The organism is Panacibacter microcysteis (assembly GCF_015831355.1).
Lineage (GTDB): Bacteria > Bacteroidota > Bacteroidia > Chitinophagales > Chitinophagaceae > Panacibacter > Panacibacter microcysteis.
In genome coordinates, this window is record NZ_JADWYR010000001.1 from 811,453 (window position 1) to 835,217 (window position 23,765).

19 protein-coding genes are annotated in these 23,765 nt (G+C 42.5%); 10 read left to right on the forward strand and 9 right to left on the reverse strand.

Features of this window, described 5'->3' with window-relative positions:
* Nucleotides 1-2: 2 nt before the first annotated feature.
* From I5907_RS03310 to I5907_RS03330, 5 genes are all read right to left on the reverse strand, one after another.
* The gene (locus I5907_RS03310) at nt 3-875 is read right to left on the reverse strand and encodes an aldose 1-epimerase family protein (protein WP_196989301.1); all 873 of its coding nucleotides are present in this window, start codon (nt 873-875) and stop codon (nt 3-5) included.
* A 168-nt stretch (nt 876-1,043) separates the two neighbouring features.
* Nucleotides 1,044-2,141 carry a 4-hydroxythreonine-4-phosphate dehydrogenase PdxA gene (gene pdxA, locus I5907_RS03315; RefSeq protein WP_196989302.1) on the reverse strand — a complete coding sequence of 366 codons (1,098 nt, stop codon included), beginning with the start codon at nt 2,139-2,141 and terminating at the stop codon, nt 1,044-1,046.
* Nucleotides 2,142-2,322: 181 nt separating this feature from the next.
* On the reverse strand, nt 2,323-3,369 hold the full coding sequence (locus I5907_RS03320) for an SMP-30/gluconolactonase/LRE family protein (protein WP_196989303.1): 1,047 nt from the start codon (nt 3,367-3,369) through the stop codon (nt 2,323-2,325).
* A gap of 21 nt (nt 3,370-3,390) precedes the next feature.
* Nucleotides 3,391-4,329, reverse strand: a complete 939-nt coding sequence (locus I5907_RS03325) for a 2-dehydro-3-deoxygalactonokinase (protein ID WP_196989304.1) — start codon at nt 4,327-4,329, stop codon at nt 3,391-3,393.
* Nucleotides 4,330-4,407: 78 nt separating this feature from the next.
* Nucleotides 4,408-5,043, reverse strand: a complete 636-nt coding sequence (locus I5907_RS03330; RefSeq protein ID WP_196989305.1) for a bifunctional 4-hydroxy-2-oxoglutarate aldolase/2-dehydro-3-deoxy-phosphogluconate aldolase — start codon at nt 5,041-5,043, stop codon at nt 4,408-4,410.
* A 145-nt stretch (nt 5,044-5,188) separates the two neighbouring features.
* Here I5907_RS03330 and I5907_RS03335 point away from each other — a divergent pair, with 145 nt between their 5' ends.
* Entirely contained in the window at nt 5,189-7,681 is a 2,493-nt protein-coding gene (locus I5907_RS03335; protein ID WP_196989306.1) for a M14 family metallopeptidase, read from the forward strand.
* Between the two features lie 388 nt (nt 7,682-8,069).
* On the opposite strand, the gene I5907_RS03340 is transcribed toward I5907_RS03335, so the two are convergent.
* Nucleotides 8,070-9,623, reverse strand: a complete 1,554-nt coding sequence (locus I5907_RS03340) for an SUMF1/EgtB/PvdO family nonheme iron enzyme (protein WP_196989307.1) — start codon at nt 9,621-9,623, stop codon at nt 8,070-8,072.
* A 359-nt stretch (nt 9,624-9,982) separates the two neighbouring features.
* Here I5907_RS03340 and porV point away from each other — a divergent pair, with 359 nt between their 5' ends.
* From porV to I5907_RS03380, 8 genes are all read left to right on the forward strand, one after another.
* The gene (gene porV, locus I5907_RS03345; protein ID WP_196989308.1) at nt 9,983-11,122 is read left to right on the forward strand and encodes a type IX secretion system outer membrane channel protein PorV; all 1,140 of its coding nucleotides are present in this window, start codon (nt 9,983-9,985) and stop codon (nt 11,120-11,122) included.
* A 355-nt stretch (nt 11,123-11,477) separates the two neighbouring features.
* Complete coding sequence (gene ispF, locus I5907_RS03350; RefSeq protein ID WP_196989309.1) at nt 11,478-11,957, forward strand: 2-C-methyl-D-erythritol 2,4-cyclodiphosphate synthase; 480 nt, start codon at nt 11,478-11,480, stop codon at nt 11,955-11,957.
* Nucleotides 11,958-12,020: 63 nt separating this feature from the next.
* Entirely contained in the window at nt 12,021-12,464 is a 444-nt protein-coding gene (gene dut / locus I5907_RS03355) for a dUTP diphosphatase (RefSeq protein ID WP_196989310.1), read from the forward strand.
* Nucleotides 12,465-12,473: 9 nt separating this feature from the next.
* The gene (lolB1, locus tag I5907_RS03360; protein ID WP_196989311.1) at nt 12,474-13,286 is read left to right on the forward strand and encodes a lipoprotein insertase outer membrane protein LolB1; all 813 of its coding nucleotides are present in this window, start codon (nt 12,474-12,476) and stop codon (nt 13,284-13,286) included.
* A gap of 56 nt (nt 13,287-13,342) precedes the next feature.
* Nucleotides 13,343-14,695, forward strand: coding sequence for a murein hydrolase activator EnvC family protein (locus I5907_RS03365; RefSeq protein ID WP_196989312.1), 1,353 nt, complete (start codon nt 13,343-13,345; stop codon nt 14,693-14,695).
* 662 nt (nt 14,696-15,357) lie between these two features.
* Nucleotides 15,358-17,601, forward strand: a complete 2,244-nt coding sequence (locus tag I5907_RS03370; RefSeq protein WP_196989313.1) for a hypothetical protein — start codon at nt 15,358-15,360, stop codon at nt 17,599-17,601.
* Nucleotide 17,602: 1 nt separating this feature from the next.
* A complete protein-coding gene (locus tag I5907_RS03375) occupies nt 17,603-17,914 on the forward strand; it encodes a DUF1360 domain-containing protein (RefSeq protein WP_196989314.1) in 312 nt (103 codons plus the stop codon).
* 189 nt (nt 17,915-18,103) lie between these two features.
* Nucleotides 18,104-18,310 carry a hypothetical protein gene (locus I5907_RS03380; RefSeq protein ID WP_196989315.1) on the forward strand — a complete coding sequence of 69 codons (207 nt, stop codon included), beginning with the start codon at nt 18,104-18,106 and terminating at the stop codon, nt 18,308-18,310.
* Here the strand turns inward: I5907_RS03380 and I5907_RS03385 are convergent, their stop codons facing one another.
* Nucleotides 18,311-18,757 carry a VOC family protein gene (locus I5907_RS03385; protein ID WP_196989316.1) on the reverse strand — a complete coding sequence of 149 codons (447 nt, stop codon included), beginning with the start codon at nt 18,755-18,757 and terminating at the stop codon, nt 18,311-18,313.
* Nucleotides 18,758-18,767: 10 nt separating this feature from the next.
* Nucleotides 18,768-19,217: a GyrI-like domain-containing protein gene (locus I5907_RS03390; RefSeq protein ID WP_196989317.1), complete on the reverse strand. Its 450-nt coding sequence runs from the start codon at nt 19,215-19,217 to the stop codon at nt 18,768-18,770.
* Nucleotides 19,218-19,502: 285 nt separating this feature from the next.
* Between I5907_RS03390 and I5907_RS03395 the strand changes: the two genes are divergently transcribed.
* Nucleotides 19,503-22,859 carry a methylmalonyl-CoA mutase family protein gene (locus I5907_RS03395; RefSeq protein WP_196989318.1) on the forward strand — a complete coding sequence of 1,119 codons (3,357 nt, stop codon included), beginning with the start codon at nt 19,503-19,505 and terminating at the stop codon, nt 22,857-22,859.
* 260 nt (nt 22,860-23,119) lie between these two features.
* Here I5907_RS03395 and I5907_RS03400 read toward each other — a convergent pair whose 3' ends face one another.
* Nucleotides 23,120-23,761 (reverse strand): response regulator, encoded by a 642-nt coding sequence (locus I5907_RS03400; protein ID WP_196989319.1) that lies wholly within the window; start codon nt 23,759-23,761, stop codon nt 23,120-23,122.
* Nucleotides 23,762-23,765 lie beyond the last annotated feature (4 nt).

Below are 23,765 nucleotides of genomic sequence, written 5' to 3' on the forward strand. Positions count from 1 at the left end.
CGTTAATACACCTCCACACTCCATGTTTTTTCAAATACCTGGCCGGGGTTTAATTTATTCATGCCTTCTTTTTCATTGAGGTTACCAGATGCGTTTACACTGTCTGCAATACCACACCATGGTTCTATACAGATGAAGTCTGCATTTTTCGTAGCCCATATGCCTAAAAATGGAAACCCTGCTATATGCACTTTTATGCCGTGCGTTGTGTTATTGCCACGTATGTAAATGTGTTTTGATAAAAGATGTTTAAATACCAGTGCATCATCATGAAACAGCTCTTTAACGAGCGGCAATTTATCAGATATTTTCAATAATGGTTTGGTGTGTTGCTCAATCAATCCATCTGCTGATAGCGGCCACCTGCTCAATGCTTCTGAACGGCTAAACTGCAGGAAATAGTCATCATACGATGTGCCGGGTATAAGCGGCAATTTAAATGCGGGATGACCACCTACGGAAAAATACATTTCTTCCCTGCCTTTATTCTCAACAATGTAAGACACGTTGAGATCATTTTGATCCAGCGTGTACCGCATAGAAAAAGAAAAGTGGAATGGATATACCTGTAATGTTTGCTCATTACTTTGCAATGTAAACATTATGGCATCAGGCTTTTGCCAGGTTACTTCAAATTCCATGTCTCTTGCAAAGCCATGGCGACTCATTTGGTAAGTCTGCCCTTTGTATGTATAACTACCATTTTTTAAACCGCCTACAATGGGGAATAATACCGGGCTTTTCTTGCCCCAGAAAGCTGGGTCGCCACTCCACATATATTCCATTTCAAAATTTTTGTGGGTAAGGCTCTGCAGTTCTGCACCTTTTGATTCTATAATTACTTTAACCAGGTTATTCTCTATTGTGTATTGCATAATCGGAGTTGGGAAAATGATATATGTTAAGTCCTAAAGCTGATGTTTAAAATTTGATTGATAGTACAAAGTATGTGATCGTCTTCGCGCTTTGCTGCATAAAGCTTCTACAGTACAAGAGTGCGACGCAACGAAGACGCCACCTGCTCAACTGCCTGGCCCATAAAACTACTCCGCATCTTCCCTTATTACTTCATCCTGTGCATTTGCAACAATCATGTTACTCATTTTGCGAAGGGGATTACTGCGCATATCATCGTAAGCAAGACGTTTATGCAGAATGTCGATGGCTTTATAGGTAGCTTCCAAAAAAGACAGGTGATCGGCCTTTCCTTTACCTGCAATATCGAATGCCGTGCCATGATCCGGGCTTGTTCTTACTACAGGCAAACCGGCTGTATAATTTACACCCTCACCCACAGCAAGCGATTTAAACGGTATAAGGCCCTGGTCGTGGTACATGGCCAATACTGCATCAAACTTTTCATAGTGGCCGCGTGCAAAAAATGCATCTGCGCTATACGGTCCAAACACAAGCATGTTGTGTTGCTTTGCCTCGCGTATGGCAGGTTTTATGATTGTTTCTTCTTCGTTTCCAATAAGACCTTCATCGCCGGCATGTGGGTTTAAACCCAATACCGCAATCTTAGGTTTATCAATACCAAAATCTCTTTGCAGGCTTGCATGTACAATTTTTAGTTTGGCAACAATGTTTTCTTTTGTTACAAACTTTGCAATATCATTAACAGGCACGTGTTCTGTAAGCAAGGCCACGCGCATGTTTTCGGCAGTCATGATCATTGCCACATCTTCCACTTCAAAAACTGCTTTAAGGTATGGCGTATGCCCACTGTAATTAAAGGCTTCTGATTGTATATTCTTTTTATGAATGGGCGCCGTTACCAATGCATGTATATGACCCTCTTTCAAAGATTGCACCCCTTGCTGCAGAGATTGCCATGCGTATTTACCGCCTACCTCGTTTAACTGACCGGGTGTTATCTGCACTTCCTCCTCCCAACAGTTAAACACATTGATTTGTTTAGGGTTTAGTCTTGTAAAATCTTTTACAGACTGGTAACTGAAGTTGGCGTCGGGCACCACCTTTCTATAAAAATTCACACTTTTATTGCTGGCAAAAATTACAGGCACACAGGTTTCTGTAATCCTGCTGTCTGCAAGACTTTTTAAAATCAACTCTAATCCAATGCCATTTAAATCGCCACAGGTAAACCCAACCACAGGCTTTTGCTGTTCATGATTCATCCAAAACTATTTTAGTCGGTAAAATTAAGCATAATCGTATTAGATAACGGGAAGGGATTTTTGTACCCTGCTGCATTGCTACTATTGAGCTTTACTTGCGTCGCACTCTTGTACATTATTGCATGCTTCAGCTTTGGGTACAGCTTTTGTTTTGTCCATGCCTGTCGCGGTGCAACTGCAACTATTTATGCAGTTTCACCCTTAGCACATAATCATCTGCAGTAATAAAGAGTTCATCTTTGGCATCATTAAAAGCACAATTGGAAGTTGGCCTGTTAAATATCTTTATCAGCGCAAGCCTTTTCCCTGCCGGTGAAATAATGTTAATACCATCAGGGCCTGAACTAAAAATGTTGCCGTTATTATCCAGCTTAAACCCGTCTGCACCTTGCTTTACTGTGGCTGCTGCACGCATGGGTGCAGCATCGAGGAAAAGACCACCGCTTACAACATTACCGTTTGCATCAAGTTTATAAGCAAACCAACCAGGCTTTGTAGCAGAGCTGCTTGCAACATAGAGTATCTTTTCATCGCTGGTTAGTGCTATGCCATTAGGGTTTTGTATGGAATCTACCAATAATGTAGTAATGCCCTGCGGGTCTGTTTTATACACTCCTTCAAAAGATAATTCTCTTGTAGAATCGTTTTCCTTTTGCGGCAGACCATAAATAGGGTCAGTAAAATAAATATTGCCCTTGGAGTCCTGCACCAGGTCGTTCGGGCTATTGAACTTCCTGCCATTGTAGTTAGCTGCCAGTATAGTGAAAGCTGGTTTAGGATCGTCGAGCGGGCTATTTAGTCTTGACACATGCCTGTTACCGGACTGGCATAGTAAAAGCCTGCCCTGCTTGTCTAACGCCAGACCATTGGAGCCGTCTTCGCCACCAATGCGTTTTGTAGTACCTGTATAACCGGAAGGTGTTAAATACAGTTTTGCCGTGTCTCCTTCTTGCCACTGGTATATTTTGTTTTCCGGCACATCAGAAAACAGCAGCATCTTTTTGCCGGCCAGCCATACAGGTCCTTCGCTCCAGGTAAATCCTTTTGCTATTACATCAATAACAGCATTGCTGTCTACCAGGCTGTTTGCTGCCGGGTCGAATAACTCTATTTTACCAACAGCGCTGTCATGCATGGTTGAAGAAGTGTCTGCATCAGCACCTGCTTTATTTTCTGCGCAGGCTGTAAACAGCAGGATGCCGGCGGTGTATGTACAAACTTTTTTCATATGGTGTTATTTGATGTGAATTTATTGATAGTGCAGGAATATAGCTGCATGTGCTTTTACCAATGCATTGCTTGCATCGATATCATGCACAGCCCGGCCCGGCAAAAGTACCGACAAAGCTTTCTTATAAAGTTCCATTAGCCGGCCGGATGAAACAAGGGCAATTTGCCTGGTTTCACCGGCAAGTTGTACCAGTTCTTCGCCGATTAACAGACCGCTGAGAAACGCATAGTTGTCCTGCTTACTTATACCTTTTAGCAGCGTGTTTGTTCTTACCTGGAAAATAGTATGCAACAATGAAGTGTTGCCTGCATTATGCAGGCCCATATGGAAGAAGTTGCCTGCAATAATATCTTCATTCACTTCAACTGACCCGGCCAGTACACTCTTTGAAACCAGCAGTGAAAACAGTTCTCCTGTCATATAGGTTGCTATGTCAACAATGCTTGCGCCCTTTACAGTTACATGTTTGGAATGAGTACCAGGTAAAATAAAAAGCCGATCAATACAAGCATCTTCCATACATCCGGCTACGATTGTTTCTTCTCCCCGCATTACATCATCTGCTGAACAGATACCGGAAATGATCATTAGCCTGTGCGGCATTTTCTCCGTTGCTTCTACTGAATGAACGGGCAGTTCTGCCGCAGTAATGAGGAATGGTATTCGTTTGTAAGGAAGTTCCATCATACCCAATGCCGAAGATATCATTCCTGAAATTACAATGGTGAGATTTTGCAATAAGACAGTGCTTTGCTCCTGCAAAAGCTGCAACTGAAAAAGGATGTAATTATTGAAGTAATCAATGCGCGATATATCTTGTTGCAATTGCCAGTTACCATGGGTTATGGCAATACCCTGAGAAGAGGTAATGCTGGCAATGACGGAAAGCGAGGTTGTTTCCACCAATCTCAATCTAAAGGAACTTGTTCCCCAATCGCAGCTTATAAAATGGGTCATATGTTCAATAGCGGTAAAAGCGTACAAGTGAGTGACACAACAAAAGCTGAATCATATTCTGTAGCCTGTTACAAAAAATTATTCATGCGCTGCGTTGTGCAGCGCCATTGTTAACTGTTGTGCTTTTATAGTAAGCTGATGCAGGTAATGCTGCGTAACTTTTGCACTATTATCTACAAGGGCACTGCCAATACCAAAAGCAACGGCGCCTGTTGCGGCGAATGTGTGAATATTGCTGGCGTCTATACCACCGGTAGGCATAACCCTTACATGATTTAATGGTGCCAGAATATTTTTTACATAAGATGCATTCAGGCATGGAAATATCTTAACGATGTCTGCACCACTGTTATGCGCTGAAAGAATTTCTGTAGGTGTGAATGCGCCGGGGATACTCACAATGTTAACTCTTTTGGCTGCAGCTATAACATTAACATCCAGATTTGGTGATATGAGAAATTCAGCACCCGCATCAATTGCATTATTGGCATCAGCAGCATTCAATACGGTGCCTGCCCCTATGAGCAATTTGCCTTTAAACAAATGAGCAAGCTTTTCAATAACGGCAAGCGCATTCTCAGAATTTAAAGTTACCTCCAGCAATCTTATTCCTCCATTGTGCAATGCATTTGCGATATGTATTATTTCGGCGGGTGGCATACCGCGCAGGATGGCTACGACTTTGTACTGTAGGATTTGTTGTAGTGGTGACACGTTGAACGTATTTTGGTAAGCAAACCGGTTTAAACAAGTATCCTTCCAAATATAAGCCCGGTATGCCATAAAAAGAAGTATTCACTATTCAACGTCATTTGGCTGCAATGATTTGTTTGTATATTTTCACTACTAACTATTTTTTATGAGAAAAATTTTGCTGGCGTTTGTGTTCTTGGGAGCATTACATGTACAGGCACAAACAGTACAATCTCCTGATGATTTTCTTGGTTATAAAGTTGGAACAAAATTTACCCGGCATTTTAAAATTGTGGATTATTTTAAATCTGTTGCGCAAGCCAGGCCTGATATGGTAAAGCTTGAAAAATATGGCGAAACATATGAGGGGCGGGATCTTATGCTTGCTTTCATTGCTTTACCCGAAAACCTGCAAAGACTCGACGCGATTCGTGCCAATAACCTGCGTCTTGCAGGAATTGCTAAAGATAAAATGGCGCCACAAACAGAAGGCATGCCTGCAATCGTTTGGCTGAGCTATAACGTGCACGGCAATGAACCGTCTTCTTCTGAGGCTGCAATGAGGGTATTGTATGCATTGGCAGACCCGGCCAACAAGGAAACAAAAGAGTGGCTAAAAAATCTTGTTATTATAATTGACCCGTGTATTAATCCTGATGGGCGAGACCGGTACGTAAACTGGTACAACAATGCGGCAGGTAAAAATTTTAACGCATATCCCTTTGCAAGGGAGCACCAGGAGCCATGGCCCCAGGGCAGAACCAACCACTACAATTTTGACCTTAACCGTGATTGGGCGTGGCAAACGCAAATAGAAAGTCAGCAACGTATAAAAGTTTATAATCAATGGTTACCGCAGGTCCATGTAGATTACCACGAGCAAGGCTACAATGCACCGTATTATTTTGCACCTGCTGCAGAACCATATCATGAAGTAATTACCGGGTGGCAACGTGAGTTCCAGGTACAGATTGGTAAAAACAATGCAAAGTATTTTGATGCGAATGGCTGGCTGTACTTTACCAAAGAAATATTTGACCTGCTTTATCCTTCTTATGGTGACACTTATCCTTCATACAACGGCAGCATTGGCATGACTTACGAACAGGGTGGTATAGGTGCAGGTCTTGGTGTTAGAACAAAAGATGGAGATACCCTTACACTGGTTGACCGCTCAACACACCATTACACTACCAGTCTTGCAACCATTGAAACAAGTGCGAAAAACGCCGCCAGGCTTGTGACAGAATTTAAAAAATACTTCGACGATAACCGTAAGGCATCAGGCAGTGATTATAAAACATATATACTTACTGCAAAAGACGCAAACCAGCTAAATGCTGTTGCAACATTACTGGACAATAATGGTATAGAGTATGGTTCCGTAAATGCCACTAACGTGAAAGGTTATAATTATGTTTCCGGAAAAGATGAAGCTTTTAGCGATGAAGGTTACCAATTGGCCGTATCTGCTTTTCAGCCAAAGAGTCGCATGGTGAAGGTATTGTTTGAACCAAGAAGCTTTATAAGCGATTCGGCAACTTACGATATTACAGCATGGTCTGTTCCTTTTGTATATGGCGTAAAGGCTTATGCGCTGAGGGAAAAGGTGGGCATTACTCCTTATAAGAAGGCAGAGACAACTAAAAACATTACTGCTAATTATGGTTTGCTTGTACCATACACATCTATGAGTTCAGTTAAAGTACTGGCACAGCTTCTTTCCCAGGGTGTGAAAGTCCGCTATTCAGAGAAAGCCTTTATTTATCATGGCAAGAATTATGCGCAGGGCACTTTGATCATTCTTAAGGGTAATAACGTCAACAACTGGCAACAACTCGCAAACGCAGCCTGTAAACAGTTTAATGTGCAGCCTGACGATGTAGAGAGTGGTTTTGTAGACAAAGGTGCAGATTTTGGTTCTTCATACATTCATTTTATTAAAGCGCCCCGGGTTGCGCTGCTTACAGGTAAGGAAGTTTATAGCGATGCTGCAGGAGAGGTATGGAGCTTTTTTGACAATACAATTAATTATCCTGTTACGCAGATAAATGCTGATAATATAGGCAATACATTGAAAGATTTTGATGTACTTATAATGCCAAATGGTAATTATGGATCACTTGGTAATAATGAAGCGCAGGAAAAAATCAAAGCTTTTATCAGAAGCGGAGGAAAAGTTATAGCACTGGAGAATGGCGCTGCAAAGATAGCGGGCATGGATATGGGTTTAAAAGAGAAACAGAACGGCGACACTGCAAAAAATAAGGATGATTATGCCGATCTGAAGAAATACGGCGACCGTGAAAGAGATTTTTTACCGCAAAGCATTCCTGGTGCGATCTATAAAGTGCAGCTTGACAATACGCACCCGCTTGCATTTGGGTATCCTGATTATTATTATACCCTTAAACAAGACACGCGAATGTTCGAATTTTTAAAAGAAGACTGGAATGTTGGGGTTATAAAAAGATCGGGCTATATCTCAGGGTTTGCAGGAAGCAAAGTAAAAAGTCAGCTGCAGGACGGATTGCTTTTTGGCGATGTTAAATATGGCAATGGAAACATTGTTGTTTTAACCGATGATGTGCTTTTCAGGTTATTTTGGGAAAATGGAAAAATGATGTTTAGCAACGCCGTTTTCCTGGTTGGACAATAGTAATAGCAGTGATAAACGAACCAGAAAGCCCGTCTCAGCATCAGGACGGGCTTTTTTATTCGCTCAATGATGGCTAAACCGGTTACAAAAAAAGAGCCGTAAAGGTGAAGCTTTCGCCAACCAATACGGCTAAAGGAACAACTACCAGCGCGTTAAGACTATGTTGAATGTTTTTTTCCTCATGCAATTTACCGGTATGGCATAGCAGTTATGATAATTTCAATCAGCCATTTGTATGATCTTCATCAGTTAAACTATGGTACAGGGAGGTTGCATATGTAAAACACAATAGGAAACTGTATGCAAATACTGCTTCATTGATTATAGCAGGCAAAAAAAATCCCGGCAGGAATGCCGGGATCGTCCGTTTTTATTACCTAACTCTGAATTATCGTTTTTGTCTTTTCTTGGGGAAGAAGTTTCCATTCTCCAACTTGGAAGAAGTACCTTCAGTTGGTCCGAAATGGCTCATCGCACAACGGAAACCTAAACCACTGCTGCTTTGATCTTCTTCAACAAAGCGTCTTGTGCCAGGGCTTAGCCAATAAGGCATGTCTAACCAGCTGCCTCCCTTTATTACCCTTGATTTATCACTTACCAATGTAGTTACACCATAGCCATAGTAAACTTTGCTCAAAGAATCACCATCGAGGTAGTTAACTGCGTAGGAATGTTGATAATTGCGGCGCTGTGCAAGTGTAGAATCATCTTCAGCAACATATTTTATACGGCCAAGACTATCTCTCAGGTTACCCTCACCACCACTCATATCAACTTTTGTAAATACGTTACCACGAAATGGGTTCATGTCGTCGGCTTCCTGGCCGGTTTGAGGTCTGTATACATCCGCCACCCACTCGCTTACGTTACCACTCATATTATACAATCCAAAACCGTTCGGGAAGAAAGACGATACAGGGGCTGGGATTGCGGAACGGTCGTTCAAACCACCCGGCGTACCCATGTAGTCACCATTTCCTCTCTTAAAGTTTGCAAGGAAAGCACCCTGCCAGGACCCACGTTTGGTATAGCGCAGGTTATCATAACCTTCATTCTTCCATGCATAGATCTGCCTGTTGGCAACCAACTCCTCGCCTCTTTTCTTTTCAGATTTGCGTGGTTTGGGATTTTCATTTATTATACCGAGAGCAGCGTATTCCCATTCTGCTTCTGTGGGAAGCCTGTAGTCAGGAAACATGATCCCATCTTCAAACTGCACCTTGGTACGAGGCCTTCCCTGTGCATCCAACAAAGGGTTTTTCTTTGGCTTACCCGGTATACCTTCATATTCACCCAATAAGTAAGACTTGGTGTTAAAGTTATCCTGGCCACCACCGTTCATTTCCTGTTTAATCACATTTTTATTCTGGTAGCCAGAATTTACCAATTCATTCTCATTCACCCTATCTGTACGCCAGATACAAAAATCATGTGCCTGTTTCCAGGTTACACCTACTACAGGGTAATAGTTGTACGATGGGTGACGAAAATAAAACTCTACATAAGGCTCGTTATATGCCAGCTCACTGCGCCACACCAATGTATCCGGGTAAGCTGCTCTCAATACACCTTCATATTGCGGATCAGAAAATACATTGTTTAGCCAATGCAGGTATTCACGGTAGTGAACATTGGCAACTTCAGTTTTATCTATAAAAAAGGAGTTAACTGTTACACGACGGGGAACATTGTTCCAATCGCCCATCACGTCTTCCTGGCTGGCACCCATTGTAAATGTACCACCCTGTACAAACACAAGACCGGGTCCGGTTTTTACGTCTTTTGCTTTAAAAACGTAATACCCTCCCTGGTTCTTATCATTGTAATTCCAGCCGGTTACGTCTGATTTTTCGGGTTTCTTTTTAAAAATGCTTCCGTTCTTACAGGAGGTAAATCCCAGAACTGCGGCAATAAATAAGCTGTTTCTAACTATTTTATACATGAGAGATGCCGTTTTTACAAGTTATAGAACGATAACGAAAGTGGAATATTGTATCTTTTTTTTGGAATGTGCGAATATAAAAGTTTTACGTGCTTAAATCGATATTTATTACAACAACAAACACATTCTGTCGTTTACAGCATGGCTGATTTTTATTTACCACCAATTCATTGTTTGGTAAGAAGCAAAAAAGTTACATATTTGTCTGATAAAGAGATGCCCTTATTGTTCTAAATTTTCAAAACCAGTTCTTATATAGACCAAAACTCTACTTTTTATTTTTGCTGAAAATTTTAAACACCGGTTTTAAGATAGCCTATTGAATATTCAGCTATTTAACAATTGTAAAAAAAATATAAATGAAGCGGATTCAACTAAAATCAACTGCTTTATCTGTCGTATTAAGTTTTGGTTTAGCTCAAATACTATCAGCCCAGTCTACCATTAACGTAACTACTACTGCAGTGCCCTTTCTAAGAATTTCACCAGATGCCAGAGCCGGCGGTATGGGCGATGTAGGTATTGCTACTGCCCCCGATGCAAATGCGGTGTTCTGGAACAGGGCAAAACTACCTTTTGCAAACAATCCTGCAGGAATATCGGCTACCTATACTCCCTGGTTAAAAGACATCGCACAGGATGTTTACCTTACAACGCTGGGTGGTTATTACAACCTTGATGAAGAGTCTTCACTTTCTGCTGGTTTGCGTTATTTCAGCCTTGGCAATATTCAGTTTACAGATTATTATGGCAACCTAACTTCTACCGGCAGACCAAGGGAATTCTCTTTTGATCTCGGCTATTCCAGGAAGATTTCTGACCAGTTGGGCGTAGGTGTAGCATTACGGTATATCAATTCTGCATTGGCAAGAGGCGCCGTATCATCTACCGGTGTTACGTACAAAGCAGGTAATGCAATGGCTGCTGATCTTTCTTTATATGGAAATGGTCTTGATGAAAACGGCCAAGGTTTTACTTATGGCTTAGCTATCAGTAACCTCGGTACCAAAATAGGCTATACAGATGATGCAAGGGGCAAAGACTTTATTCCGGCCAACCTGGGTATTGGTATTGCATATACCTGGGCCATGGAAGACCTGCACAAATTTACGCTCGGGTTAGATGTTAATCACCTGCTGGTGCCCGCGCCTCCGGGCAATACAGAAGATCCGGTTCAGGATTCTTTAGAGCTGGATAAATACCGCAATTCCAGTGTTGCCGCAAGCTGGTTCCAGTCATTTGACAATAAAGCAAACACCGCTGCAGTTGGCGCAGAATATACTTACAATGACCAGTTCTCATTAAGAGCAGGATATTACCTGCAGCCTAAGAGCCAGGGTGGTCAAAGTTATTTTACAGCCGGCGTAGGTTTAAAGTACAATATTTTTGGCTTTAACTTTTCTTACCTCGCGCCTTCAGGGCAGGGTGTTACAAGAAATGCATTGTCAAATACCATCCGCTTCAGCGTGTTATTCAACCTTGGCGAACCCGCAGAATAAGGGTTGGCAACCGGCTGCACCGCATTGTTCACCGCCTGTTGTGTCACTCACTTGTACTGAAACAATACTATTCAGCAGGCGAAGCGGTTACAGTCAGCATACACAGATTTAAACATATTAGTATAAAAGAGCGGCATCTTTAAAGATGCCGCTCTTTTTTTGCCTATTTTTTCTTTCCTTCGCCCGGGTTGATAACAGCACTGCATGCGCTACCCTTTTATTGAACCTGTTTTTTTTGTGCACGCCGGTAGCGTTATGGGTGCTGAAAGGACTACTGCAGTACAAGAGTGCGACGCAACAAAAGCTCAATAGTTATCAAAAAAGCCGGGCTCATAATAATTCAAACATAAAAAATATGGGTTTAAGAATCGGAATGGGTGTAGATTTTCACCAGTTGGTAGAAGGCCGGGACCTTTGGCTGGGTGGCGTAAAAATACCCCACGTAAAAGGGGCATTGGGGCATAGTGATGCCGATGTATTGCTGCATGCCATTTGCGATGCTTTGCTTGGCGCTGCATGCCTTGGGGATATTGGTGTACATTTTCCCGATACAGACAACAGCTTTAAAAACATTGACAGTAAAATTTTGCTTGCCAAATCTGCAGCGCTTATACATGCAGAAGGATACAGCATTGTAAACATAGACACGGCTCTGTGCCTGCAGGCCCCAAAGATAAAGCCGTATATACCGCACATGCAGCAAACAATAGCAGGCATATTGGGTTTAACCGTTAAAGATGTATCTATAAAGGCTACCACTACCGAGCGCATGGGTTTTGTGGGCCGGGAAGAAGGTTTGATGGCTTATGCTACCGTATTGTTGCAATCGGTGTAACTTTAACACAGGAGGTGGTTGAAGCATCACCAATAAGGAGATCATTTATCTACATTTGCTGCCGTGGAAAAAATTAATGTAAGAATCATTAACCAATCGTCTAATCCACTGCCTGCATACGCTACAGGCGGTTCTTCAGGTATGGATCTGCGCGCTGATCTTTCTGAGCCCGTAACATTGCAGTCACTGGAAAGAATAGCTATACCAACTGGTATATTTATTGAGTTGCCACATGGCTACGAAGCGCAGGTAAGACCCCGGAGTGGTATGGCACTAAAGCAAGGCATTACCTGCTTAAATACACCAGGTACAATAGACGCTGACTACAGGGGAGAGATAAAAGTGATCCTGATCAACCTGTCTAGCGAAGAACAAATGATACAGCATGGAGACAGGATTGCACAAATGGTCATTCAAAAAATTATTGCAGCAGACTGGATCGAAACAACCACCATCAACGAAACAGCCAGGGGAAGTGGTGGTTTTGGACACACCGGTAAATCTTAAAAAAGAGGCATGAAAAAAATATTGTTAGGGAGTGTTTTGTTTGCAGTGTTATTTGCTTGTCGCCCGGCGAAGAAAGTACAGCGCATAGAACAGTCAATATCAAAAAAAGATACGGTTGCTACCGTTATTGTAAAACCGTCGGTAGATTCTTTTTCAATAGTAAAGCATATTGTTGACAGTCTTAACCAGCGCCGCATTGATTTCAATACCTTCTCGGCTAAAATAAAAGTAGACTACCAGGGAAAAGACGGCGGCGACCAGGCGACTGCTTATGTACGTATTCAGAAAGACAGCGTTATCTGGTTGTCTCTTACAGGCGCACTAGGTATAGAAGGTTACCGGCTGCTGGTAACCAAAGACAGCCTGAAACTGATGAACAAACTACAGAAAAATGTGCAATACAGAAGTGTGGCATACCTGAAAGAAATTACGGAGATACCATTCGACTTTTATTCTTTGCAGGATGTAATTGTTGGCAACCCGGTTTTTATAGACAGCAACATTGTCTCCTACAAAAACAAGCAGGATGAACTGCTGGTATTAATGATCGGGAACGTGTTTAAACACCTGCTAACGCTGGAAAACGGAGACTTTAGAATAAAGCACAGTAAACTCGATGACGTTAACCCCATCCGCAACCGCACCTGCGATATTACATACGATGATTATGAAAATGCCGGTGACTTTTACTTTTCTACCAAAAGACGAATAAGCGTTGCAGAAAAATCGAAGCTTGATATAAACATAGAGTTTAAGCAATACAGTTTTAACAAACCACAGGATTATCCTTTCAATATTCCTAAAAATTATAAACGCGGGTAATAATCGCTCAACCAATGCGTTAACTTAGCTATTAGCCCACATTAACTTCATCTGTTATGATAAGAAAACTTTGCATAGCCCTTTTATCATCACTACTCGCTTTTGCTGCCGTAGCCCAGGAATCGAAAGAAGACATACAGAAAAAACAGCAACAGTTAATGCAGGAGATTGCTTCCCTGAACAAAACGCTTGGAGACATTAAAAAGAATAAAAAGCAATCGCTGGCACAATACAATGCAGTACAAAGAAAAATCCAGGCACGCCAGGAGCTTATCAATAACATCAACAAAGATCTGAAGCGTTTAACAGACAATATATACTTAAACCAGGTAGAGATTTACCGCCTCAATAAAGAACTGGATACACTTAAAGGTCAGTATGCAAAAAGCCTGGTATTTGCTTATAAAAACAGGAGCAGCTACGAATACCTGAATTTCCTTTTTTCGGCAGCTTCCTTCAACGACGCCATCAAAAGAGTTACCTATCTCAAAAGCTACCGCCAATATAGAGAAACACAGGTAGATGCCATCAAACAAACACAGTCGGTGCTGGACAGGCAAACAAAAGTACTTACCAGTAACAGGCTGGAGAAAAACAATACTTTAAAAGAACAGGGCAAACAATTAACAGTGCTCGAGTCTGATAAAAAAGAGAAAGATGAAGTATTGAAAAATTTAAAAGGGCAGGAAAAAGATATAGCCGCACAGCTAAAGACAAAAGAAAAAACAAGACAGGAATTAAACAGGGCCCTGCAAACCATCATTAAGCGTGAAATTGCCCTTGCAAAAAAGAAAGAAGAAGAAGAACGAAAGAAAAGGCTTGCCCAGCAGCAGGCAGCAAACAATGCCGCAAACAACGGTACTGCTAAAGAAAATGGCAATAAAGATGCTGAAGTAAAATCCAGCATCAAAAGCGGAGATCCTGTTGCAGGAATGACCACCACAAAATCTGATCGTACCTATAGCCCGTTCGAGTCAACTACAGAAGAAGCAAACATATCAATCAATTTCGAAAACAACAGGGGTCGTTTGCCCTGGCCCGCCGACCAGGGTTTTGTATCAACACATTTTGGGCCTTACATTGTTCCCGGTACCAAGCTTAAAGGAGATATGCCAGGTGTAGAAATAACGCTGCCCGTAGGCTCAAACATCAAAAACGTGGCAGATGGTGAGGTATCAGCCGTTTTTGATATCGGTAACGGGCAGGCCGTTGTAATAAGACATGGAAAATATTTTACTACCTACACAAATATTGCCGGTGTTACCGTAGCCAAAGGGCAGGCAGTTAAACCGGGCAAGGTACTGGGAAAGGCAGTTGCAGGCATGAGTGGAGATGGGCAGATCATCTTTATGGTTACCAATGAAAAAGGCGTTAACATGGATCCTGAAAGATGGTTAAAGCCCCGCTAACCTTATTGGAAATAAATGTTCGTTATCTACGTTTCATTATAAAAAAACTATATATTTACACCACTTTAAGTTGTTAACCAACAATCCGTGAAACAAACAGGCCGTACCCGGCACATCAACAATAAACCTTCACATGCTCAGTATTGGCAGCAAAAAATTCAACATGTAATGAATTATACTTTTCCAACAACATTCAATTAGTTTGACTTTAGGCTTTTTAGAAAAATCAAACACCCCCGCTGCCTTCGTCTGAGGCGGCGGTTTTTTTTGGTTACCAGCGTCAGTACTGCTATTAAGCTGTGGTTGTGTCACTCACTTCAACGCCTTTCACTCTATTGGGCACTCCGGTGCAGCATCGTAAAACTACTCTTCAACGCGGTGAAAAATCACCCTCAGTTTTGTGTATAATCACCTTGCAAACAGCAATTGCTTGCATTTACTTTGTATCCGCAACCGAATGATAATTGCCCGTTTTTATCCAAGATAATTTCAAGAAAAACTAACGTATGAAAAACACCGCTTCCTTCTAACCAATGAAAACAACCAACACCTGCGTCACTGCACCCTGTGCAGTGACGCAACCCTTAACCTGCTGCTTATAATACAACTGCCCGCTAAAATACCGCTACACTTTTATTCACTATTCTAATTAACCGCTAACAATGAAAAAACAAAACGAAAACCGCCTTCAGTTTTCTGTAAAATTTGAAGGCCAGCCAAAAGGCTACATTCCGCTTGCCGCGCACGTGTACGACAAATCAGGTAATCACCTGGAGTCTGCAGAAGTAGATAAAGAAGGCAACTTTGTCCTGTCATCCGCCGGTGATGATCTCCAAAATTCACGGGTGTATATAGCGCCTGCAAACAAACAAGGCGTTCCTTCACTCAAAGACCTGGAGAAAATAAATGCCTATCAACCCTACATCAACACCCGTAACCTGTTCAAAGAAAAAGTTGAACTGCTGCCCATCCCGGAACTTAATTACAAATTCTGGTGGTGGTGCACATGCAGGGTTACAGGTCGTGTAACCAAACAGGTATTTATTGGTGGTGCATTGCAGGTATTGCCGGTTTGCAAAGCCAGGGTACATATTTGCGAAGTTGACAGGTGGCCGATCATTATCTGGCAATTACCAGATGATATTATTTACAGGATTAGAGATGAGATCGTAGCCATTAAATGGCCTGTGCCGCCCATCCCCGATCCCGGTCCGCTAAAAGGTGCTGACATTCGTTTCCCGGCAGAACGCATCAATGCGCTTGCATCGCGCAGCGCAATGCAAAGCAACACACAAGCGCAAAGCATCAATACTGCTTCCGCTGCATCACTTGCACAAAACAATTTTAAAGCACAACTCGCCTCAGGCAATTCTGCCTATCACCTTCGTCTTGAACTGGCTGACAATTTCCAGCTCATCTATCCTTACATCTGTTATTGGCAATGGCTATGGCCATACTTCTATAGCTGCGATGAGCTTGCCATGATTGAAACAGATAGTGATGGCCGCTTCGATACAGATGTGTATTACTATTGCTTTGGAGATAAACCCGACGTGTATGTTTGGGTGGAATATTTTATCGATGGCCAATGGGTCACTGTGTATAATCCAGGCCGCGCCTGCCATACACACTGGGATTACACCTGTGGTACTCCAATAAACATTACTGTTACCGACAGCCGCGTACCACATTGCGGCAGGGCCGATGTACGCGGTGAGATTGCTGAAATTCTAAGCATTGGTAACAATGCCTATACCAGCCATATATTGCAGAGAAGTGCCACCCAAACTGTGCAGGGTGTATCATTCGACGCCAAAGGACTTACTAACGTTTACCTTGATGTTCCCGGCGTTCGGTACCTCAATCCTTTTGGTGGCGGGCTGAATGTTATTGCAGATTTTGGCACTACACTGCATACGAGCGGCGTTACGCACTTCCGTTGTTCTTATAAGAAAAACAGCGATGCAGATGTTCCCGCAAACTGGACCATCCTGGACAACCCGCTGCCGCGTTATTATGAAGATGAAATTGATGATGGCATCAATCCGCCATTCCAGCAGCGTAAGAGCTTCGATCTTAAAGATGCATCCTACTCCGGTCTTTATGTCATTCCTCACCACGATGCTGCTACACAGCCGGGTCTTCCTGCACCTTCCGGCACGCTCATTTTCCGTGGCTGGCTTACAGAAGCATTCGCAATTGCTTCTATAGATTCCACCAACCTGCAGGATGATATGTATGATTTTAAATTTGAATTATACAGGATTACAGCTGGCCTTCCTGAAAGAGTAAGTGTACCCAAGTCTACCTTCCAGGTGCCAAACCCGGACGATACAACACTCTCTTTACCGCTCTCAAATACAGGATTTACGAGCGCAGCGTATCCTGATTTTAATACCGCGGATTATATTATACAGGATACAGGTATCGCCGCAAATGCATTTGGCTTCAAAATGACCTTCAGGGTTGATAACAATCCTACTGATGCATCCATTGACAATGTAACCGTTATCAATAACGATGGCACTACTGCAACATCAGACACGGAATGCGGGTTTGCCGAATACAAGCATAAGAACAGCTCTAAAGTGAAATTTTCTTTTGCGGCAACACACCCAAATAACTTTGCAACACTCAGCTTTACTGTAGTGCGCGGCAATAACAATCCATGCCCCGATGCTAATACAGGTGGTATGGTCATTGGCAGTACCGCACAAGGCTACACACTGGCAGCCGGTAAATTCACCAAACAGGTAGATGTTGCAGATTTACTGGGCACCTGCAGGCATGCAGCATTTGCAGAGAACCTTTATGTTACAGCATTGGCAACAGATGGCACACGCAGGCTGCATGAATACGACAGTTCGTGGACTGCAGCCTTCGCACTGGAACATGCAAACAGCTAATATGAACATTGCATATCTTATACTTTCCGTTTTTGCAGTCTGGCGTATCACGCATATGCTCGGCAAAGAAGATGGTCCGTTTGATATCATTTTTCTCATGCGTAAAAAAGCAGGAGCAGGCTTCTTCGGAAGCCTGCTCGACTGCTTTTATTGTTTAAGCATATGGATCGCTTTGCCTTTTGGTATATGGCTCGGTTTATCCTGGCAGGAAAAAATACTGTGCTGGCTTGCTCTTTCGGGCGCTGCATGCTTACTGGAGCAGGCAACCACTAAAAGCAATGAGCCGCCCAGGGCAGATTACTTTGAAGAATAGAAAGAAAAAATGTTGAACCCGGCTGTTGAACAAACATTAAGCTGCTGTTGCGTCGCACACTTGTACTGTATTGCAGGATGCATCTTCGATACTGCATATGCAGTCATTATAATAACTAAACATTCATCCGATAAACCATCACACTAAAATTGCAAAACTATGTGTAACTGTGGAAGCAAAAGAAGCCAGTTGGCAAATACAAACACTGCTAATCATTTATCCCCTGGTGCACCATCCTCAAATACTGTGTTTGAGTATATTGGCAAAACCGCACTTACAGTTACAGGCGGTTTCACCGGCAGAAGATACAGGTTTAACAGACCCGGCGATCTGCAATCAATAGACCCGAGAGATATAAGCAGCGTGATTAACATACCAGTCATTAAACAGCGCTGATTATTGAGGTCTTTTGTATTGTACCACATCTATACCAATACCATTAGGATCATAAAAAGCAAAATGCCTGTCGCCCCAGGGCTCATCTCTTATGGGCACTTCTACCTTTACGCCAAGTTTTTTAATGCGCTCAAACTCAGCATCTGCATCAGGGGTTTCAATGGTAAGGTATAAACCTTTTCCATCAAAAGGTTTTTTAAAAATGGGTTGCTGAGACGGATGATCGGGTAATAAAAAACTGATCTCGGCCGTATGCCCCGGCGTATGCATAAGCAGGTAAAAGTCATTTTCGAATGTTACGCCAAAACCAAGTACCGACTGGTAAAATTTTTTTGTTTCAGCAAGTTTGGCCGTTACTATTCCTGCGTTCATTTTTACCTGTGGTGTTTGTGATTTTACACAAAGATTTAATAGCATCAGTGAAGTACACATCAACATCTTTTTCATTTTTTTTGTTTTAATTAATGCCTATTTGGATTTCTGTAATATTATTTGCGGGATTATCAAAATCTATATTCAAATAAATTTCTCTTGTAAAGCCGGTTAGCTGTTGTTGCTGCAATAATGAAGGCATTATAGCTGCATAGGTTTTACCCAATTCATCCCACGAGCCATAATGCACAGCAGTGGCGCATGTAAAAGCAGGCACTTCTTTAAACTGAAATACAGGTTGCAGCCGTGGTTTTTTACTTACAGGCACCGCAATTTCGAGTGTAAACGTTGTAGCCGGGTTGCCATCCATTCCAATATACGTCCAGAACTGTGGCCCGGCTGGTATAAGTTGCAGCCTGCATATATCTGCATATAACTTTTCGGCAACCTGATAAACATACTGTTCCAGTTCTTCCAGCGTGGTTTTTGTGGTGAAGAACATTACTTTCATTGGTGGAAATGTTTTTACCTGCATAGTGGTTATTTTATACAAAGCAACCACAGGCATATGACAGCCTTATGTCAGCAGAAAAAAATTGTATCACTCACTTGCGCGTTCTGTTCAGCACACTCATTTATTCAGCCAATTCGCTTCAATCTTCGTGTTGTTCAGTAAAGAACTAAACGCACAAGAGTGCGACGCAACGAAAGTTTAATGCTTATTCTGCAGCCTGGCCCATACCTTCTTTTAAAAAACAATACTAACGCCTGTTAATAGCGTAAGTAATTACGTAGTTTTGGCGCTTTAAATATTGCAGCTATGTCTTATACACCTCAGCATAAAATCAGGATTGTTACAGCCGCTTCTTTGTTTGACGGGCATGATGCTGCCATTAATATTATGCGCCGCATTATGCAAAGCAAAGGCGCCGAGATCATTCACCTCGGGCATAACAGGTCTGTTGCGGAAATTGTGGAATGTGCTATAGAAGAAGATGCGCAAGGCATAGCCATTACCAGCTACCAGGGCGGGCATGTGGAATTTTTTAAGTATATGAAAGACCTGCTGGATGAAAATGGTTGCGGGCATATAAAAATATTTGGTGGTGGCGGCGGTACAATTTTACCAAATGAAATACAGGAGTTGCATAAATATGGAATCACCAAAATCTATTCTCCGGATGATGGCAGGCAAATGGGTTTGGAGGGAATGATAGAACACCTACTTTCTTCCTGTGATTTTGAGGTAAACGGCAATCCCAACAATTTTAACACTGCCATGAATTTAGGAGAATGGAAAGATGTAAGAAAGATTGCACGAAAGATATCGAACGCTGAAAACAACAAGGCAAACGATTCCATTATTGTTACACACATAACGCCTGTTTTGGGCATTACCGGTACCGGTGGTGCAGGAAAAAGCAGCGTGACCGATGAAATTGTGCGCCGGTTTCTCCATACGTTTCCGGATAAAACAATTGCGGTAATTTCGGTTGATCCATCAAAGAAAAAAACGGGCGGTGCATTATTGGGAGACAGGATAAGAATGAACGCTATCCATCACCCACGTGCATATATGCGCAGCCTTGCTACAAGGGAAAGCGACCGCGCATTGAGCGGGCATGTACAGGAAGCTATTGATGTATGCAAAGAGGCCGGATTTGATTTTATTATACTTGAGAGTGCTGGTGTTGGCCAAAGCGATGCATCGATACTGGATTACTGTGATGTAAGCCTATATGTAATGACCCCTGAATATGGCGCTGCATCTCAGTTGGAAAAGATTAACATGCTGGATTATGCTGATGTGATTGCCATTAATAAATTTGATAAAGCAGGTGCATTGGATGCGTTGGCAGACGTTAGAAAACAATACAAACGCAATCATGGTTTATGGAGCGCGAAAGACGAAGCTTTACCGGTAATAGGAACCATTGCATCGCAATTTAATGATGCCGGCATTAACGAACTATTTGAAAAAATTATTCATGCAGTTGCGGCCAAAACCAAAACAACCTTCGGAGACGTTACGCATTTTACACACAAAGACACGGTAAGTAAATCATTGATTATTCCGCCTGCAAGGGTGCGCTACCTGAGTGAAATAACCGCTGCGGTAAAAAGCTACAACGACTCTGTAAAAGAGCAATCAGCAATTGCTTCTGCATTGTACAAAATAGACGGTACCATTACTGCCGCAGATGAGGCTAATATGGCTGCCGCCAGATCCGCATTAGACGAGTTGTATAACAGCTATGCTGTAAAGTTATTACCGGAAAATAAAAAACTGGTAGACAACTGGAGCAGCCTGCAGGAAATATACAGCAAAGACAATTTTGAATACAAGGTTCGTGATAAAATAATTCAACAGCCGCTGACCGGCACATCATTAAGCGGACTGAAAATCCGGAAAGTGATATTACCAAAATATAAAGACTGGGGCGACATACTTACATGGCAGCTACAGGAAAATATTCCCGGAGAATTTCCTTACACAGCCGGTGTGTTTCCGCTGAAGCGCGAAGGCGAAGACCCCACCCGTATGTTTGCCGGAGAAGGCGGCCCGGAGCGAACCAATAAACGTTTTCATTACGTATCGCAGGGGCAGCCTGCAAAACGTTTATCTACGGCGTTCGACAGCGTTACGTTATATGGCGAAGACCCCGCATACCGCCCCGATATTTATGGCAAAGTTGGTAACAGTGGTGTAAGTATTGCAAATGTTGACGATGCAAAAAAACTATACAGTGGTTTCGATCTTTGCGACCCCAGGACTTCTGTAAGCATGACCATTAACGGGCCGGCGCCTATGTTGCTGGCATTCTTTATGAATGCGGCCATTGACCAGCAGTGCGAGAAATGGATAGAAGCAAATGATAAATGGTCTATGGTTGATGAGGCATTTGAAAAGAAATACAGGCATTTGCCCAGGCCGGTTTATTACAACCCATCCTCGCCGGAAAGATTGCCCGAAGGCAATAACGGCCTTGGCTTAAAACTGCTTGGCCTTAGTGGCGATGAAGTTTTACCGCAGGATGTTTACAATACTATTAAAGCAAATGCACTTGCACAGGTACGCGGCACCGTACAGGCAGACATTTTAAAAGAAGACCAGGCGCAAAATACCTGCATATTCTCTACCGAATTTGCCCTTAAACTAATGGGCGATGTGCAACAATACTTCATCGAAAAAAATGTGCGCAATTTTTACAGTGTTAGTATCAGTGGTTACCACATTGCAGAAGCCGGTGCCAATCCTGTAACGCAGCTCGCCTTTACGCTGGCAAACGGATTTACCTACGTAGAGTATTACCTCAGCCGCGGAATGCATATTGATGATTTTGCGCCAAACCTGTCTTTCTTTTTCAGCAATGGCATGGACCCCGAATACAGTGTTATAGGGCGTGTAGCAAGGCGTATATGGGCAAAAGCAATGAAGTACAAATACAAGGCTAATAAGCGTAGCCAGATGTTGAAATACCACATTCAAACAAGCGGCAGAAGCTTGCATGCACAGGAAATAGATTTTAACGATATACGCACTACTTTACAGGCCCTGTATGCTATTTATGACAACTGCAATTCCCTGCACACAAATGCTTACGACGAGGCCATTACAACACCAACAGAAGAAAGTGTACGCCGTGCAATGGCAATACAATTAATCATAAACCGCGAGCTGGGTACAGCAAAAAATGAAAACCCTAACCAGGGCGCTTTCCTTATAGAAGAACTTACAGACCTTGTTGAAGAAGCCGTAATGAAAGAATTTGACCGCATTACCGAACGTGGTGGTGTACTGGGTGCCATGGAGCGTATGTACCAGCGTAATAAAATACAGGAAGAAAGCCTGCACTATGAACACATGAAACATACAGGAGAACTACCGCTGGTAGGTGTAAATACTTTCCTCAACAAAAAAGGCTCTCCTACCATTATTCCTTCTGAGGTAATACGCAGTACAAGAGAAGAAAAAGAACAGCAGATACAAAATTTGCAGGCATTCTGGAAACGCAATGAAGACAAAAGTGCAGATGCGCTGAAAAGGTTGAAAGAAGTGGCCGTTAATAACGGAAATATGTTTGAAGAACTGATGGAAACAGTAAAGTATTGCAGTCTTGGCCAGGTTACCAATGCACTGTATGAAGTGGGTGGTCAATACAGGAGAAATATGTAAAAGATTTATGTACCCGGCTGTTGAATAAGCATTGAACTTTTGTTGCGTGGCACGCTTCAACGTTCAGCTCAATATTGAACAAACGCGAAGACCGAAGCGTAGCCTGCATGTTTTGAAAGAACGCTGATAGCAATTCAACACTTTAGCTGCCGGATGGTTGTACAACGGCAGCAAGGTGGCCCTTGCTGCATATAGTTATACAGTACAAGTGAGTGACACAACAGGCGGTGAATAAAGATGTACTGCCGGCTCAAAAAAAATTACAGCGTAATTATGCCGTTGCGTATTGCATACATTACCAACCCCACTCTCGATAATGTTCCGAGTTTATCAAACAGGTTGCTTCGCAAAGATTCTACTGCCCTGGTGGTAATATTCATTACATCTGCAATTTCTTTGTACGACTTTTCGGTGCAGCACCACTTTAAAAACTCAAGTTCTTTATCGCTCAGGAAGATCATTTCATTGCTGTCGTTGGGGCCTTTGCTCATCATATGCATAAGCTTGTTACTTACCAGGTCATTGAAGAAAAAACCTTTCTCTGTAACATCTCTTAATGCATTGCGTAAAATATCTGGCTTGCTGTCTTTTAAAATATAGCCTTTTGCACCACTCTGCAGCATTTTGATGATGGCGGTGTCATTATCAAGCATAGAAAGTACCAGCACACGAATATCAGGTGCGTTATTTTTTAACCAGTTGGCGGTAGCAAAACCATCCATTTCGGGCATATTTATATCGAGCAGCACAACTTCGGGTTTGCCTTTGGTTTTAATGCTTTCTATAAATTGCTTGCCATTGTCTGCTTCAAAAATTACCTGGTATTCACCAAAACTGTTGATAACACTGGCAAGACCGCTTCTGAGGAGGGCATGGTCATCAACAAGTGCAACTTTTTTCATAATG